At 72.2% G+C, this 15,622-nt stretch carries 12 protein-coding genes and 1 pseudogene; 5 read left to right on the forward strand and 8 right to left on the reverse strand.

Features of this window, described 5'->3' with window-relative positions; translation table 11 throughout:
* Positions 1-100: 100 nt before the first annotated feature.
* Positions 101-1,246, reverse strand: coding sequence for a hypothetical protein (locus ACZ7LS_RS06605; RefSeq protein WP_382526602.1), 1,146 nt, complete (start codon positions 1,244-1,246; stop codon positions 101-103).
* 144 nt (positions 1,247-1,390) lie between these two features.
* Between ACZ7LS_RS06605 and ACZ7LS_RS06610 the strand changes: the two genes are divergently transcribed.
* On the forward strand, positions 1,391-2,551 hold the full coding sequence (locus ACZ7LS_RS06610) for a cystathionine gamma-synthase (RefSeq protein ID WP_382877176.1): 1,161 nt from the start codon (positions 1,391-1,393) through the stop codon (positions 2,549-2,551).
* Between the two features lie 138 nt (positions 2,552-2,689).
* On the opposite strand, the gene ACZ7LS_RS06615 is transcribed toward ACZ7LS_RS06610, so the two are convergent.
* From ACZ7LS_RS06615 to ACZ7LS_RS06625, 3 genes and pseudogenes are all read right to left on the reverse strand, one after another.
* Entirely contained in the window at positions 2,690-2,953 is a 264-nt protein-coding gene (locus ACZ7LS_RS06615; protein ID WP_382526596.1) for a hypothetical protein, read from the reverse strand.
* A complete protein-coding gene (locus tag ACZ7LS_RS06620; RefSeq protein ID WP_382669431.1) occupies positions 2,950-3,486 on the reverse strand; it encodes a sigma factor-like helix-turn-helix DNA-binding protein in 537 nt (178 codons plus the stop codon). Before ACZ7LS_RS06620 ends, ACZ7LS_RS06615 begins: the two co-directional genes overlap by 4 nt.
* 182 nt (positions 3,487-3,668) lie before the next feature.
* Positions 3,669-4,175 (reverse strand): annotated as a pseudogene (locus tag ACZ7LS_RS06625) (MarR family winged helix-turn-helix transcriptional regulator); the annotation flags it as partial.
* 289 nt (positions 4,176-4,464) lie between these two features.
* Here ACZ7LS_RS06625 and ilvA point away from each other — a divergent pair.
* Entirely contained in the window at positions 4,465-5,706 is a 1,242-nt protein-coding gene (gene ilvA / locus ACZ7LS_RS06630; protein ID WP_385132203.1) for a threonine ammonia-lyase, read from the forward strand.
* A 58-nt stretch (positions 5,707-5,764) separates the two neighbouring features.
* Here ilvA and greA read toward each other — a convergent pair whose 3' ends face one another.
* Together greA and ACZ7LS_RS06640 are read right to left on the reverse strand one after the other, a co-directional pair.
* Entirely contained in the window at positions 5,765-6,262 is a 498-nt protein-coding gene (gene greA / locus ACZ7LS_RS06635) for a transcription elongation factor GreA (RefSeq protein WP_382526589.1), read from the reverse strand.
* A 256-nt stretch (positions 6,263-6,518) separates the two neighbouring features.
* Positions 6,519-6,920, reverse strand: coding sequence for a DUF4307 domain-containing protein (locus tag ACZ7LS_RS06640; RefSeq protein WP_382526586.1), 402 nt, complete (start codon positions 6,918-6,920; stop codon positions 6,519-6,521).
* 98 nt (positions 6,921-7,018) lie between these two features.
* On the opposite strand from ACZ7LS_RS06640, the gene mca reads away from it, so the two are divergent.
* Both mca and ACZ7LS_RS06650 read left to right on the forward strand, forming a co-directional pair.
* Positions 7,019-7,900: a mycothiol conjugate amidase Mca gene (mca, locus tag ACZ7LS_RS06645; protein WP_385132075.1), complete on the forward strand. Its 882-nt coding sequence runs from the start codon at positions 7,019-7,021 to the stop codon at positions 7,898-7,900.
* A 1-nt stretch (position 7,901) separates the two neighbouring features.
* Entirely contained in the window at positions 7,902-8,147 is a 246-nt protein-coding gene (locus ACZ7LS_RS06650) for a hypothetical protein (protein ID WP_382526580.1), read from the forward strand.
* 308 nt (positions 8,148-8,455) lie between these two features.
* Here ACZ7LS_RS06650 and ACZ7LS_RS06655 read toward each other — a convergent pair whose 3' ends face one another.
* Both ACZ7LS_RS06655 and ACZ7LS_RS06660 read right to left on the reverse strand, forming a co-directional pair.
* A complete protein-coding gene (locus ACZ7LS_RS06655; RefSeq protein WP_385132077.1) occupies positions 8,456-10,153 on the reverse strand; it encodes a hypothetical protein in 1,698 nt (565 codons plus the stop codon).
* Positions 10,081-13,317: a tetratricopeptide repeat protein gene (locus tag ACZ7LS_RS06660; RefSeq protein WP_385132080.1), complete on the reverse strand. Its 3,237-nt coding sequence runs from the start codon at positions 13,315-13,317 to the stop codon at positions 10,081-10,083. The genes ACZ7LS_RS06655 and ACZ7LS_RS06660 overlap by 73 nt, the downstream gene beginning before the upstream one ends.
* Positions 13,318-13,444: 127 nt before the next feature.
* Here ACZ7LS_RS06660 and ACZ7LS_RS06665 point away from each other — a divergent pair, with 127 nt between their 5' ends.
* The gene (locus ACZ7LS_RS06665; RefSeq protein WP_385132083.1) at positions 13,445-15,505 is read left to right on the forward strand and encodes a thioredoxin domain-containing protein; all 2,061 of its coding nucleotides are present in this window, start codon (positions 13,445-13,447) and stop codon (positions 15,503-15,505) included.
* Positions 15,506-15,622: the final 117 nt, after the last annotated feature.

Genomic DNA, 15,622 nt, shown 5'->3' on the forward strand with positions numbered 1-15,622 from the left:
TCTCCTCAGATGTGGTGTCCTGTTCAGAGGAACGTACGGCGGCCCCCGGACATTCCGGGGGCCTAACGGGCTCACCGCGGCGGCGTCGAGCCCGGCGGGCTCACCGCGGCAGCGTCGCCGGGCTGCCGCCGTTCGCCTCGTACCCCGCCACCGCCAGCGCCCGGTACACCGTGTACTCCGCCGCCGGGTCGCCGTCATGCGTCCACGGCAGCGCCCCGACATGGCCGTCCACCCGGACCAGCTGGTTCATCGCCTCGGCCCAGCGCTCGGACCGTACGAGGAAGAGGATCAGCAGATGCCGCACGTGCGGCAGCATCGGATCGTCCTGCCGGGCCGCGTGGACCGCGAAGAGCGCTCCCTCCACCGCCTTCGTGACCACCGCGCTCTGGTAGAAGCCCTGTACGAGATTGACCTCGGGGAGGTGCTCGTACACCGCGAACAGCGGCAGCGCCGCCAGCAGTGAGCCCTGCGGCGCGCGCGCCGCCGCCGCGGTCGCGAACCGGTCGGCCTCGTCGCGGGAGCCGTGCCACTTCTCGCACCAGTAGTGCAGCGCCGCCAGATGCGCCCCCATGTGCGCCGGAGCGCGGTCGATCACCTTCGCCCACAGCTGGTCGAACCGCTCGGGGGAGTAGCCGAGCCCACGGGCCACGGCCAGCTCGATGATGTAGGGCACGGGGTCGCCGGGCGCCAGCAGGGCCGCCTCGCCGCACACCGTACGGGCCTCCTCCAGGATGATCCGGAACTCATCGGTCCCGGCGGCCGACGACCGCCACGCCTGCTGCACCAGGAACTCCGCGTGCACCGCCGCGCCGCCCGCGTCCTTCGGCGACTCCGCACGCCAGGCCCGCAGCCACGCGCCGCCCGCCGGGCGCTGCCCCTCCCGCGCGGGCACGCCGGCCGGCGCACCCGCCGACGACGCCTGAAGCTCCAGCGAGGCCGCCCCGGCGAACGCCTGCACGCGCTGCCAGCGCACCTCGCCCTCCTTCGCGGTGCCCGCGAGCAGCTGTGCGGCGGCCCGCCAGTCCTGTGTGCGCTGCACGACGTCGAGTACGTCCAGGAGGTCCTGGTCGGGGCCCGGCAGCCGGACGTCCAGCGCCTCCTGCCGTACGAAGCCGTACGCGGCCGGGTCGGCGGCATCGGGCGACCCCGGGGCGACCTGGCGGATACCGCCCCTGCCGCGCCGGACGAACGGAACGATGACCGCGGCCAGCAGGCCCATCGCGATCAGGAACCAGAGAATCTCCATGGCCCCATTGTCCCGGATGCCGGCCCACCCGAACGCGCCCGCCCCCGCCCCCTCCGCCGAGGCGGCGAGGAGGGGCGACCGCCGGGAGCCGCGCCGCCGGAAGGCGCCCCGCCGCGAGGCGAACCGGCGATACCCTCAGGAACCATGACCCACCAGCACACCAGCGAGCCGCACCACTTCGAGACTCGCGCCATCCACGCGGGCAACACGGCGGACCCCCTCACCGGCGCCGTCGTCCCCCCGATCTACCAGGTGTCCACCTATAAGCAGGACGGCGTCGGCGGCCTGCGCGGCGGTTACGAGTACAGCCGCAGCGCCAACCCCACCCGAACCGCGCTGGAGGAGAACCTCGCGGCCCTGGAAGGCGGCAGGCGCGGACTCGCCTTCGCGTCCGGGCTCGCCGCCGAGGACTGCCTGCTGCGTACGCTGCTGGCGCCCGGCGACCATGTCGTGATCCCGAACGACGCCTACGGCGGCACCTTCCGGCTCTTCGCCAAGGTCGTCTCCCGCTGGGGCGTGGACTTCTCGGTCGCGGACACCTCGGACCCGGCGGCGGTACAGGCCGCGCTCACCCCCCGTACGAAGGCGATCTGGGTCGAGACACCCTCGAACCCGCTCCTCAACATCACCGACATCGCCCAGCTCGCCGGGATCGCGCGCTCGGCCGGGGCGAGGCTCGTCGTCGACAACACCTTCGCCAGCCCCTACCTCCAGCAGCCGCTGGCGCTGGGCGCCGATGTCGTCGTCCACTCGACGACGAAGTACATGGGCGGGCACTCCGATGTCGTCGGCGGCGCGCTGATCGTCGACGACGCGGAGCTGGCGGACGAGCTGGCCTACCACCAGAACGCGATGGGGGCCGTCGCCGGTCCCTTCGACGCGTGGCTGGTGCTGCGCGGCATCAAGACCCTCGCCGTACGGATGGACCGGCACAGCGAGAACGCCACGCGCGTCACCGAGATGCTCACCGCGCACCCGCGCGTCTCCAAGGTCCTCTACCCGGGGCTGCCGGAGCACCCGGGCCACGAGGTGGCCGCCAAGCAGATGAAGGCGTTCGGCGGGATGATCTCCTTCCAGGTCGAGGACGGCGAGGAGGCGGCGGTGGCGGTCTGCGACCGCGCGAAGCTGTTCACGCTCGGGGAGTCCCTCGGCGGGGTCGAGTCCCTGATCGAGCACCCCGGCCGGATGACGCACGCCTCGGCCGCGGGCTCGGCGCTGGAGGTGCCGTCCGACCTGGTCAGGCTCTCCGTCGGGATCGAGTCCGCCGACGATCTGCTCGCCGACCTCCAGCAGGCGCTGGGCTGAGCGGCCGGTTCAGCCGCAGAGCCGCTGAACCGCAGAAGCGCAGAGCCGCAGCACACCGCTGGCAGCTGACCGCCCTGGCAGCTGGCAGCTGGCAGCTGACACCTGACACCTGACTGTCCGGCCGTCGCTGGGGGCGCTTCACCAGCCGTACCAGTCCTCCAGCGGCGGTGTCGTCTCCGTCGGCGGCACCGACCACGGATGCGCGGTCGACGCCCAGACGCCGAACACGGCCAGCGCCACGATCAGCAGCGTCCAGAGCGCCCGTCGCGCCGCCCGGCGCCTGCGCAGCAGCCGGGCGCCGCGTTCGGTGGCGCGGCGGGCGATGTCGCCCGGTACGTCGGGGCGCGCCGCGTCCAGCATCATGCGCAGCACCTCGGCCCGCCTGCGGTCGGCGCCCCTCATGGGCCCGCCTCCCGCGGCGCGTCCTGCCGCGGCGCGGAAGGACCCGGCCGCGCGGGGCTCCGCCGCGACGGCTCCCGCATCGCGGCGATCGCCCGTGCGCAGATCACGCGGACCCGCTCCTCCGGGAGCCCGATCAGCGCCGCGATCTGTTCCTCGGCCAGCCCTTCGTACAGGCGCAGCACCAGCACCACACGTTCCTGCGGGCCGAGCACCGCGAGCACCCCGAGCACACCGTTCGCCCGGCGGCCGCGCCGGGCCGGGTCGCGCCAGGCGGCCTCGCGGGCGAAGCGCAGCACCAGCTCCCGGCGGGCGCGGTCGTACGGATCCTCGCCGTCGTCGCCGCTGAGCCGGTCCCACTCCGCGTACGTACGGGACAGCGCGGCGACCAGCAGGCGCTGGGCGCGTGGGGTGGCGTCGGGCGGCTCGCCGGTGAGCAGTACGGCCGCATGCAGAAGCCGGCCGGCCGCGCCCGCTGCGAACGCCTCGAACTCCCGGGCGCGGCGGCGATCCAGGGCAGCCCGCCGCTCTCGCACGACCTCATATGAGGCCAGTCAGGGGCCCAGGGTCAAGAGGGCGTGTCCGCGCCCCGGCCCGCTCCCTGCCCTACGCCCTGCCCCGCGCTCTGCCGCTCGTCCCGGGCGGTCTCCCCGGCCGCGCTGTCGCCCGCGTCCGGCTCGTCCGTACCGTCCGTACCGCCCTCACCGGAGGGCAGCCCGGCCGCGCGCGCCGACAGCGCGCCGTTGAACCGGGTCAGCAGGGTGGTGAAGGAGTTCCGCTCCTCCTCCGTCCAGCCGTCCGTGACCTGCGCCATCAGCTCGCGCCGCGACGAGCGGACCTCTTCGAGCCGGGCCAGTCCGCGCGCCGACAGTTCGAGGACGACAGCGCGGCCGTCCTCCGGGTGCGAGGTGCGCTTGACCAGGCCGGTGTCGACCAGCGGCGCGACCTGCCGGGTGACGGTCGAGGAGTCGATGCCCATCCCGGCGGCCAGCGCCTTGACACCCATCGGACCTTCCCGGTCGAGCCGGTTGAGCAGCAGATACGCGGCACGGTCCATCGAGTTGCGGACCTGGCCCACACCACCGAGCCGGGTCTGTTCGGCCCGCCGGGCGAAGACGGCCACCTGGTGCTGGAGGGCATCGAGGAGGCCGGCGTCGTCCGAGGGTTCGGAGGCCGTCTCCCGGGAGACCGACGCAGCGGAAGTCATGTCCTGAATGGGGGGCATGGCTGGGGCTCTCTCGTACGGGGGTCGGTTGGTGGGGGACAGAGTACGCGGCGACGGCTTGGACCGTACCTGCCCTGCGAAAACCCGGGACCGTACGTGACCCGGGCCCGGGGCCGGAGCGGGGTCGGCGCCGCGCCGGCGCCGGGGCGTTTCCCGGCCGGCACCGGGTCGGTAGCGGGTGCGGCACCGCGCCCCGGCCGGCGGCCCGCGGGGGACGCGGGCGACCGGCCGTGGACGCCGACGGCCGCCGGGCCGGTGAGCTGCGAGACTGGCTCTCATGAGCTTCGGTATGTCCCGCCCGGTGCCCCGCCCCGCGCGCCACCCCTCCCACTCCCTGATGCTCGACGACATCCGAGGGGCTCAGAAGATGCTGTCCGGCGTCGCGCGGATGACCGCGATGGAGGGGAGCCGCTATCTGACGCAGCTGGTCGGCGCACCGGTCCTCTTCAAGTGCGAGAACCTCCAGCGGACCGGCTCGTTCAAGCTGCGCGGCGCGTACGTACGGATCGCCTGCCTCTCCCCGGAGGAACGCGCGGCGGGCGTCGTCGCGGCCAGCGCCGGCAACCACGCGCAGGGCGTCGCGCTCGCCTCCACCCTGCTCGGCGTCCGGTCGACGGTGTTCATGCCGGTCGGGGCGCCCCTGCCGAAGGTCGCGGCGACCCGCGACTACGGCGCGGAGGTACGGCTGCACGGACAAGTGGTGGACGAGACGCTGGCCGCCGCCCAGGAGTACGCCAGGGACACCGGCGCGGTCTTCATCCACCCCTTCGACCACCCGGACATCATCGCCGGACAGGGCACGGTCGGCCTGGAGATCCTGGAGCAGTGCCCTGAGGTGCGGACGATCGTCGTCGGGATCGGCGGCGGCGGGCTGGCCGCGGGCATCGCCCTCGCGGTGAAGTCGCTGCGCCCCGATGTCCGGGTGATCGGGGTCCAGGCGGCGGGCGCCGCCGCGTATCCGCCCTCGCTCGCCGCGGGCCGGCCGATGGTGGTCGAGTCACCCCAGACGATGGCGGACGGCATCAAGGTGGGACGCCCAGGCGACATCCCGTTCCAGCTGGTCCAGGAGCTGGTCGACGAGGTGCGCACGGTCTCGGAGGACGAGCTGTCCAGCGCCCTGCTGCTCTGTCTTGAGCGGGCGAAGCTGGTGGTGGAACCGGCCGGGGCGAGCCCGGTGGCCGCCCTCCTCAGCGACCCGGGCTCCTTCCAGGGGCCGGTGGTCGCGGTGCTCTCGGGCGGCAACGTCGACCCCGTACTGATGCAGCGGATCCTGCGCCACGGCATGGCGGCGGCCGGGCGCTATCTGAGTCTGCGGCTGAGGGTGACGGACCGGCCGGGCGCGCTGGCGACGATGCTCGGGGTGCTGTCGGTCGCCGACGCCAATGTGCTCGACGTGAGCCATGTACGGACCGATCCGCGGCTCGGGCTGACGGAGGCGGACGTGGAAGTGCATCTGGAGACCAAGGGGCCCGCGCACTGCACGGCGGTGGCGGCGGCGCTGCGGGAGGCGGGCTACACGATCCTGGGCTGAGGCCCACGGCATCGGCATGCGTAAGGGCCGGTACACCCGTGGGCGTACCGGCCCGTGCTCAGCCCTGGTAGGGCTTGGCGTCGAGGATCTTCACGGAGGCGGTCCTGCCGTTGGGCAGCTCGTACTCCGCGTCCTCGCCGACCCGCTTGCCGTTCACACCGCTGCCCAGCGGTGACTGCGGCGAGTAGGTCTCGATGTCCGAGCTGGCGTATTCACGCGAGGCCAGCAGGAAGTCCAGGGTGTCGTCAGGATCTCCGTCGAAGGCGATCGTCACGACCATGCCGGGCTCGACGACCCCGTCGTCCGCCGGGGCCTCGCCGACCTTCGCGTTCTGCAGGAGCTGGGTCAGCTGGCGCACTCGGAGCTCCTGCTTGCCCTGCTCCTCCTTGGCCGCGTGGTACCCGCCGTTCTCCCGCAGATCGCCCTCTTCACGGGCCGCCGCGATCTTCATGGAGATCTCCGTGCGCGCGGGACCAGACAGGTACTCCAGCTCGGTCTTCAGCTGGTTGTACGCCTCCTGGGTGAGCCAGGTGACGTTCTCACTGGTCTGGGTCACAGGTGCTCCTCGTAGGTACCGGGAATACAAAGCAACGCCCTACCCAGAAGAATGTGCCTTCTCGGGTGGGCGAAACCACGAGCCTAACAATTTCGTGGCGCGAGGGGGAGGACGAATGCCATCAGAATTACATCAGCGCAGGTCAGCGCCCTCCATCAGGGACACGGGCGGCGGGTCACCACGCTCGTGCCGCCCGCTTCCGGCGTCCGGAGGCCGCGCCTCCCGAGCCGCCGGGGGCAGGAGCCGGGGGCAGGACTCAGTCCGACGTGCAGTCCAGCAGCTCGGTACTGGTGGCGCTGTCCGTGGTGCGCACCGTGACCACCCGGTCTATCCGCGTCTCGCCCGCCCCGAAGCGCACGTCCAGCCGGCCGACCTCCGCGCCGCTCTCCGCGAGGGAGCGCAACGTACAGCTGCCGGTGGCGTCCCGGTCCTTGCGGACCTCCAGGTGCGCCTCGACCGCGGTGGCGGAAACCCTCTTGAACTTGATGAGCTCGCCGGAGACACTCCGATCGACCACGTAGTGATAGCCGAACCAGCCGATCAGCCCGAGCAGCGCGACGCCGAGCACCGCGCCGACGACCTTGAGCCCGCGGTCCGCGCGCTCGTCCGCCGAGCGGCCGTAGCGGCCCCGGGGAGGCTCCTCGCGTACCACGGCCATGATCGTTCCTTTCGGAGCCGGGCAAGCCGGAATTTCCGCCGCCCGATATCCGTCACTATAGAAGCCGTCCGATGCGACATATCACTGAGGATCGAGTCTTGACTGAGCAGCTGCGGCTGATGGCCGTTCACGCCCACCCCGACGACGAGTCGAGCAAGGGCGCGGCCACCATGGCCAAGTACGTGTCCGAGGGGGTGGACGTGCTGGTCGTGACCTGCACGGGAGGCGAGCGCGGCTCCATCCTCAACCCCAAGCTCCAGGGCGACGCCTATATCCAGGAGCACATCCACGAGGTGCGCAAGAAGGAGATGGACGAGGCGCGCGAGATCCTCGGCGTCAAGCAGGAGTGGCTGGGGTACGTCGACTCCGGGCTGCCCGAGGGCGACCCGCTGCCGCCGCTGCCCGAGGGCTGCTTCGCGCTGGAGGACATCGACGAGGCGGCGGGCCGGCTCGTACGCCTGATCCGGTCGTTCCGGCCGCAGGTCGTCACCACGTACGACGAGAACGGCGGGTATCCGCACCCGGACCACATCATGACCCACAAGATCTCGATGGTGGCGTTCGAGTCCGCGGCGGACAAGGAGAAGTACCCGGAGGACGACTTCGGTCCCGTCTGGCAGCCGGAGAAGCTCTACTACAACCAGGGCTTCAACCGGCCGCGTACGGTCGCGCTCCACGAGGCGCTGCTCGCCCGGGGCCTGGAGTCCCCGTACGGCGAGTGGCTGGAGCGGTGGAAGGAGATCGAGCGCGTCGAGCGGACGCTGACCACGCATGTTCCGTGCGCCGACTTCTTCGAGATCCGGGACAAGGCGCTGATCGCGCACGCCACCCAGATCGACCCCGACGGCGGCTGGTTCCGTATCCCGATGGACATCCAGCGGGAGGTCTGGCCGACCGAGGAGTACGAGCTCGCGAAGTCGCTCGTCGATACATCCCTCCCCGAGAGCGACCTGTTCGCGGGCATCCGCGACAATGGCTGATATGTATGCGACTCAGGCGATGGCGTTCGCGGCTCCTCTCGCCAAGGAGCTCGACGAGAACAAGGTGACGCCCGGTGTGCTCGGGTTCATCGTGTTCGCGGTGATGGCGGGGGGCGTGTGGCTTCTGATGAAGTCGATGAACCGCCACATGGGCAAGGTCAACTTCGAAGAGGCGCCCGCGCGGACGCCCGCGGCGTCGACGCCGTCCGCGAAGAGCGAGGCGTCCGCCGCCCCGCGCGGCGAGTAGCGCGGCTTTCGCGTCTCGTGCCCGGTCCCAAGACGCCCTGTGGCGCCATGGGACCGGGCAGGGCTGCCTTCCGATCCGTACCGGCCGGCGGTACGGCCCCTCCAGAGATCCCGGAGGGGCCGTACTGTGCCTTACGGATGCCCGCCTACCGGAGATCCGCTACGGAGCGGCAGTCGAGTGAGCGTAGACCTCGCCGGGCTCCGGGAATTCAACAGGATTCGCCAGGAGCAGTTCCTCGGAGGGATCCCCGTAGTAGTAGTTGAGGCCGGAACTCCCCAACTTCGATGGACACTTTCCGTCCTCGAAGGTCAGGGAAACCCATTCCCGAAGGGCTTGGTGTAGCGGCGGGTGACGGCCTGGGTGGTGGCGTCCACCGTCATCGAGGCGGTGCCGTGGTGGTCGTCGACCATCCAGGACAGGCCGGTCTCGGTGTGGACGGCGGTGATGTCGCCGGCCGGGTAGTAGCGCTGGGCGGTGAACTTCTTTGCCGCGGTGTCGTAGTGGAGTTCCTGGCCGGCCAGGTAGAGGACGCTCTTGGAGGCGCCGCGGCGGATCAGGAGATCGCCGTTGGCGTCGTAGAGATAGTCGGTGGTCCTGGTGCCTTCGGTGAGGCGGGTGGGTTCTCCTTCGATGTCCCAGGTGAGGCTCTGCGCGGTGCCGGTGGGGCCGTAGCGCTTGGTGGTGTTGCCCTGCTCGTCGTAGGCGTACGACTTGGCGGTGCCGCCGTTGACGGTGACGGAGGTCAGGGTGTGGGGCTGGCCGGTGCCGGAGGCGCTGACCGCCGGGTAGCCGTAGGCGGTGGTGGTGCTGCCGGCGGCTTTGTGCTCGGTCTGGGTGTCACGCAGCCCGCCCGGCTTGTAGGTCCAGCTGGTCCAGTACGGCGCGGGGCCGCCGAGGGCGGACGCCGAGCGGGCTGTGGCGCGGCTGTCGGAGGACGGGGTCCAGGCTTCGGTCAGCCGGCGGTAGCCGTCGTAGGCGAAGCACTGGGTGTCCTTGCCGTTGGCACTGTCGGTGACCGACTTGACGTTGCCGGTGGCGTCGTAGACGTAGTCGTTGACGGTGGTGTCGGCGTTCTTGGAGTAGTAGTTCGCCTCCCGGCCGTACCAGTACGTGGATGCGTTGCCGTGGGTGTCCACGACGTAGTCCAGGTTCCAGCGCCAGGCCTGGTTGCAGAAGGAGTCGCCGAAGCCTGTGGACTTGTAGCAGGGCTCGCCGGAGTCGTCGCCGAAGACCGGAACGGTCCAGACGGAGTTGGTGACCGGGTCGTCGTCGGCGGTGTCGGTGGTGCCCTTGTCGCTCCAGCCGGGCAGCCGGTGCTTGCCGAAGAAGTACTGGGCGCCGGAGGTGTCGGTGACCTTCCAGTACTCGGTGTTGTTGTCGCCGTTGCCGGTGGCGCCGGTCAGGTGCTCGACGCGGGTGCCGTCCTCGCTTCTCACCTTCCACGAGCCGCCGGACGCCTCGGACAGGGCGGCGGTGTCGCAGGTCGCCTTGTCGGCACACGTGTTGACCAGCTCGACGGCTTTGCCGTTGAGGACCAGGGTGGCGTTGGCGTACTTCCAGCACTGGTCGCCCTTGCCGGACTGGCCGTCGTCCTTGCAGGAGCCGTACTCGCGCTCGATGTAGGACTCGGTGATCGAGAAGCCTTCGCCGATCACGGACGTCTGGTTGTTCTCCCCGGCCGTGCGGCCGTCCACCGAGGCGGAGTTGTAGGAGATGGACAGGTTCGGGGACGGGCCCGCGGTCGCCGGGGGAACCCGCAGCGGGTAGTTCCAGGTGAAGTCGCCCGTGCTGCCTCCGGCCTCCCAGGTCGCGGTCGGGGACAGCGGAGTGGCGCTGTAGTCGCCCCCGCCGCCCGAGCTGTCGGCCGCCGCCGCCAGCAGCATCGGGGCGCCGGCCGCGAGGGTGCGGGCGGAGACAGTGCCCGTCAGGGCCGCTACGTCGCCGCCGTCACCGGTACGCCCATCACCTCGCGCGCGTGGCGGTTCGGCACCATTCCCAGCTGCCATGCCTGCCAGCCGTCCTCCAGCCGTACGCCCCGGCGCAGCATGACGCCCAGCGTCGTCGCGGACTCCGCGAGCTTGCCGTCGCGGGCCGGGTGGGCGGCCGCGGCGAGTTCGGACAGCTCCTGTTCGGCGACGACCGAGCCCACGTCGATACCGCCCGCCGAGGCGTACGGCAGCAGCGTGCAGCGCAGGAAGCGGGACCAGTCGGCGCCGCGGTGGTCGTCGTACGAGGCGAACAGCGCCGTCGCCTCGTCGCAGAGCTGGAGCGCCTGGCCGGGGCGGTTGTTGCCGGCGTCGACGATGGCCAGCTCCAGACAGGTCCAGGCCTCGCCGTGGGCGACGCCGATACGGCGGAAGTCCGCGCGGGCGTCGGTCAGCAGCTGGCGGGCGAAGCCCGAGTTGCGGAGGTTGCCGGTCTGGGCGGCGCGCTGGTCGCGGGTGACCCGGCCCGAGTGGTGCCGGGCGCAGGCCAGCCCGTACACGTCGCGCATCCGGGAGAACATCGTGCGCGCCCGCTCCAGTTCGCGTACCGCCTGGTCGCGGTCGCCGCTCTCCTCCAGCGCCTGGCCCAGGTAGTAGAGCGTCCACGCCTCGCCGCGCGCGTCCTCGTTCTCGCGGTGGCGGGCGAGGGCCTCGCGCAGGTCGCCGGCCGCCGGGGCCGGATCGCCGTCCATCAGCCGGGTGCGGGCGAGCTGGGTCATCGCCCACGCCTCGCCGCGGCCGTCGCGGGTCCTGCCGTACAGATCGAGGGCCGCGCGCAGCTCGGCCTCCGCCCGCGCCGCCTCGCCCAGCCGCAGATACAACTGGCCCAGCTGGAAGTGCGTCCACGCCTCGCCGTGCAGGGACTCGTTCTCGCGGTGCAGTACGAGCGCGCGGGAGAGCAGCGTGAGCGCCTCGGCCACCGAGCCCCGGTCGCGCTCGACCGCCGCCAGGGCGTGCAGGGTCCAGCCGCGGTCGCCGGCCAGCGGCTCGGGGGACTGGAGCGCGAGCGCCTCGCGCAGCTTCGCCGACGCCTCGGTCAGATTGCCCTGGTGGTGCAGGGTGATGCCGAGCGAGCACAGCGCGCGGGCGGCGCCCGCGTCGTGGTCCGCCTCCCGGTAGAGACCGACGACCGTGGTCAGGGTGGTGCGCGCCTTGTCCAGCTCGCCGAGCTGCCGGGCCGCGATGCCCGTACGCCACTGGACCGAGCGGAGCAGCAGCCCCTGGCCCACCGCCTGGGTCAGCTCGTTGATCTCGCCCAGCCGGTAGAGGTCGCCGCGCAGCAGGCAGTAGTCGCAGAGCGCGCCCAGCAGGTTCAGTACGGCCTGCTGGTCGACGCCCTCGGCGTGCCGCAGCGCGGCCGTGATGAAGCTCGACTCGTCGTCCAGCCAGCGCAGCGCGGACTCCAGCGAGGAGAAGCCGTGCGCTCCGGCCGCCGTCTTGAAGAGGTCCGCGCGGGTGGAGGTCTTGCCGTCGACGAGCCGGATCACGGAGTCGGCCAGCTCGCCGTAGTTCCGGATCAGCCGCTCCTGGGCGGCCGTACGGTCCTCGGCGCTCTCCTCGTCCCGCAGCCGTGAGTGCGCGAAGACCCTGACGACGTCGTGCAGCCGGTAGCGGCCCGCCCGGACATGGTCGATCAGCCCTGCCCGGGACAGCTCGGCCAGCGGCCGTCCGGCCTCCTGCTCGTCCGTCGCCAGCAGCGCCGCCGCCGCTGCCACGCCCAGGGACGCGCGGCCGGCCAGCGCGAGGCGGCGCAGCAGCCTGCGGGCCTGGTCGCTCTGGTCGGTGTAGCGCACCCACAGGGCACGTTCGGCCGGTTCGACCGGGCCGTACGCGTCGAGGTCCGTGGCCAGCCGCTGGGCCGTGCGCTCCCCGAGCGAGGACCCGGCGATCCGCAGCGCGAGCGGCAGGCCCCCGCACAACTCGGCCACGCGATCGGTGGACTGCGCGTCGTACGGTCCCTCCGCCGACGCGGCGGACGGTTCGGCCACGGCCCGCAGCAGCTCTTCCGCGCCCGCCGTGTCCAGCGGTTCGACGGGCAGCTGGTGCACCCAGGCCGGTACGTCGTCGGGCAGATCGAGCCGCTCGCGCGCCGTCACCAGCACCAGACTGTCGGACCGTTCGGGCACCAGCGTCCGCACCTGCTCCGGGTCGGAGGCGTCGTCCAGGACGACCGTCACCGGCAGGCCCGTCAGATGCTGGTGGTACAGCTCGCTCAGCCGCCGCACCTGCTGCTCAGGGGAGGACCCCTCACGGAACAGCAGCTGTTCACGGGGCGCGCCCAGCCGGTTGAGCAGATGCAGCAGCGCGTCGCGGGTCGACAGCGGCGCCTCGAAGGAGCCGCCGCCGCGCAGGTCGACCACGCACGCGCCCCTGAACTGGTCCTTGAGCTGATGCGCGGCCCGTACGGCCAGCTCGGTACGGCCGGAGCCCGGCGCGCCGTACAGCACCACGACCGTCGGCTTCGTCTCCGTCGACACGCGCGCCGCGTGCACCCACTGCGCGATCCGCGCCATCGCCGCGCGCCGTCCGGCGAACGGCCCGGCGGGCTCGGGCAGATGGCCGAAGGACCGTTCGAGCACACTGCGTCTGCGGGCGGCGGCGCTGCGGTCCCCGCCGCGCAACTGCGGGACGACGGTGGGCTTCTTGGTGGTGCGCCGGGTCGCGGAGGTCAGCACCCGCTGCTGGTCGAGGAACGGGCGGATGCCCCGTACCTCCAGCGCCGTCAGCCACTGGAGCCGCAACTGCTCGGTGCCGCCCGGCTGACCCGCGGCCCCGGCCCTGCGATGCGCGGCCGGCCAGTGCGAGGCGGTCACCTTGGCGACGGTGGTCGCGGCTCCGGCGACGGCCACGACGGCCCCGGCGCCGAACGCGATACCCGTGGCGGTGCCCAGCGCGACGTCCGCGCCGACGGCGGCGACCGCGGCGACGGACGTGACCAGTACGGGCGTGCCGAGGGACTGCCTGCTGAACCGCTCCGACAGCGCCGGGCGTTCGGCCCGCTCCGCGTCCAGCGCCCGCACGTACGCGGCGTACTCCTCGTCCGCGCCCGCCGCCATGGCGTCCAGGGCGCTGCGCCCGCGCGCCAGCAGGGTGTTCCCTTCGGTCCGCCCGCCGGAGCGCCGTACCTCTTCCTCCACGGCACGTACCAACAGCCTCTCGGCTTCGGCCCGGTGGCTTTCCCGCATATGCGTCCCCCTCCGAGAGCATGGGTGAGAGAGGACATTGTCCTGTGCGGGCGGCGCGAGCGCGAGGGGAGCCGGCGGGCGCGTGTGTCTTCCGCGGTCTCCCGCGGGCTGGGGCAGGATGGGGCGCATGGCGAACCGACTGGCCCATGAGACCTCCCCGTACCTCCTCCAGCACGCCGGCAACCCCGTCGACTGGTGGCCCTGGTCGCCGGCGGCGTTCGAGGAGGCGCGGCGGCGGGATGTGCCGGTGCTGCTGAGCGTCGGGTACAGCAGCTGCCACTGGTGCCATGTGATGGCGGCCGAGAGCTTCGAGGACGCGACCACCGCCCGGTACATGAACGCCCACTTCGTCAGCGTCAAGGTCGACCGTGAGGAGCGGCCCGATGTGGACGCCGTCTATATGGAGGCGGTGCAGGCGGCCACCGGGCAGGGCGGGTGGCCCATGACCGTGTTTCTGACGGCGGACGGGGAGCCGTTCTACTTCGGTACGTACTTCCCGCCCGCGCCCCGGCATGGCATGGCGTCCTTTCCGCAGGTCCTGGAGGGGGTCAGCGCCGCGTGGAAGGAGCGGCGCGGGGAGGTCGCGGAGGTCGCGGCGCGGATCGTGGGGGAGCTGGCGGGGCGGTCGCTCGCGTACCGGGGGGACGGGGTGCCGGGTGAGGAGGAGCTGGCGCAGGCGCTGCTGGGGCTGACCCGGGAGTACGACGCGGTGCGGGGCGGGTTCGGCGGGGCGCCCAAGTTCCCGCCGTCCATGGTCGTGGAGTTCCTGCTGCGCCACTACGCCCGTACCGGCGCCGAGGGCGCGCTCCAGATGGCGGCCGATACGTGCGAGGCGATGGCCAGGGGCGGGATCTACGACCAGCTCGGCGGCGGGTTCGCCCGCTACTCGGTGGACCGCGAGTGGACCGTGCCCCACTTCGAGAAGATGCTGTACGACAACGCGCTGCTGTGCCGGGTGTACGCGCATCTGTGGCGGGCCACGGGATCCGATCTGGCCCGGCGGGTGGCGCTGGAAACGGCCGACTTCATGGTGCGCGAACTGCGCACGGCGGAGGGCGGGTTCGCCTCCGCGCTGGACGCCGACAGCGACGACGGCAGCGGCGCGCATGTCGAGGGCGCGTTCTACGTGTGGACGCCGGACCAGCTGCGCGAGGTGCTGGGGGAGTCCGACGGCGATTTCGCCGCGCGGTACTTCGGGGTGACGGAGGAGGGCACCTTCGAGGAGGGCGCGTCCGTGCTGCAACTGCCCCTGGACGGTGGGGTGGCGGACGCCGAGCGGGTCGCCTCCGTACGGCGCCGGCTGCTCGCGGCGCGCGACGCGCGGCCGAAACCGGGGCGGGACGACAAGATCGTGGCCGCCTGGAACGGGCTCGCGATCGCCGCCCTGGCCGAGACCGGCGCCTGCTTCGACCGGCCGGATCTGGTGGAACGCGCCACCGAGGCCGCCGATCTGCTGGTGCGGGTGCATCTCGACGACGCGGCGCGGCTCGCCCGTACGTCGAAGGACGGCCGCACCGGCGCCAACGCGGGGGTGCTGGAGGACTACGGCGATGTCGCCGAGGGCTTCCTGACGCTCGCGGGCGTCACCGGCGAGGGAACTTGGCTGGAATTCGCAGGGTTCTTGCTGGACATTGTGCTCGACCGGTTCGTGGCCGAGAGCGGGACGCTGTACGACACGGCGAACGACGCCGAACAGTTGATCAGGCGCCCGCAGGATCCCACGGACAACGCCACACCGTCCGGCTGGACGGCCGCCGCCGGGGCGCTCCTCTCGTATGCCGCGCACACCGGCTCGGAGGCCCATCGCACCGCCGCGGAAGGGGCGTTGGGGGTGGTGAAGGCGCTCGGGCCGAGGGCGCCGCGCTTTATCGGCTGGGGGCTCGCGGTGGCCGAGGCGCTGCTCGACGGGCCGCGCGAGATCGCGGTCGTGGAGAAGCCGGGAGCGGCGGGGAGCGTGGCGGCCGGGACCGGGCCGGAGTGGAGCGCGCTGCACCGTACGGCGCTGCTGGGCACCGCGCCCGGCGCCGTCGTCGCGGCGGGAGTGGCCGGAAGTGATGAGTTTCCGCTGCTGGCGGACCGTCCGCTGGTCGGCGGGGAGGCCGCCGCCTATGTCTGCCGGAGGTTCGTCTGTGCCGCGCCGATGACGGAAGTAAGCGCACTAAAGGGAGAGTTGGGCGTTTTCGAGTAACGTATGGCTGATTTCCGACGCATGGTGAATCGGCCTGAAACGCAGTATTCACCCAAACGGCCCTCCGGCTGTCACAGGTCCCCCCTATTGTCTCCACAAGAGTCACAACAGGTGCGC

The sequence above is a fragment of the Streptomyces sp. NPDC039430 genome, assembly GCF_055639435.1.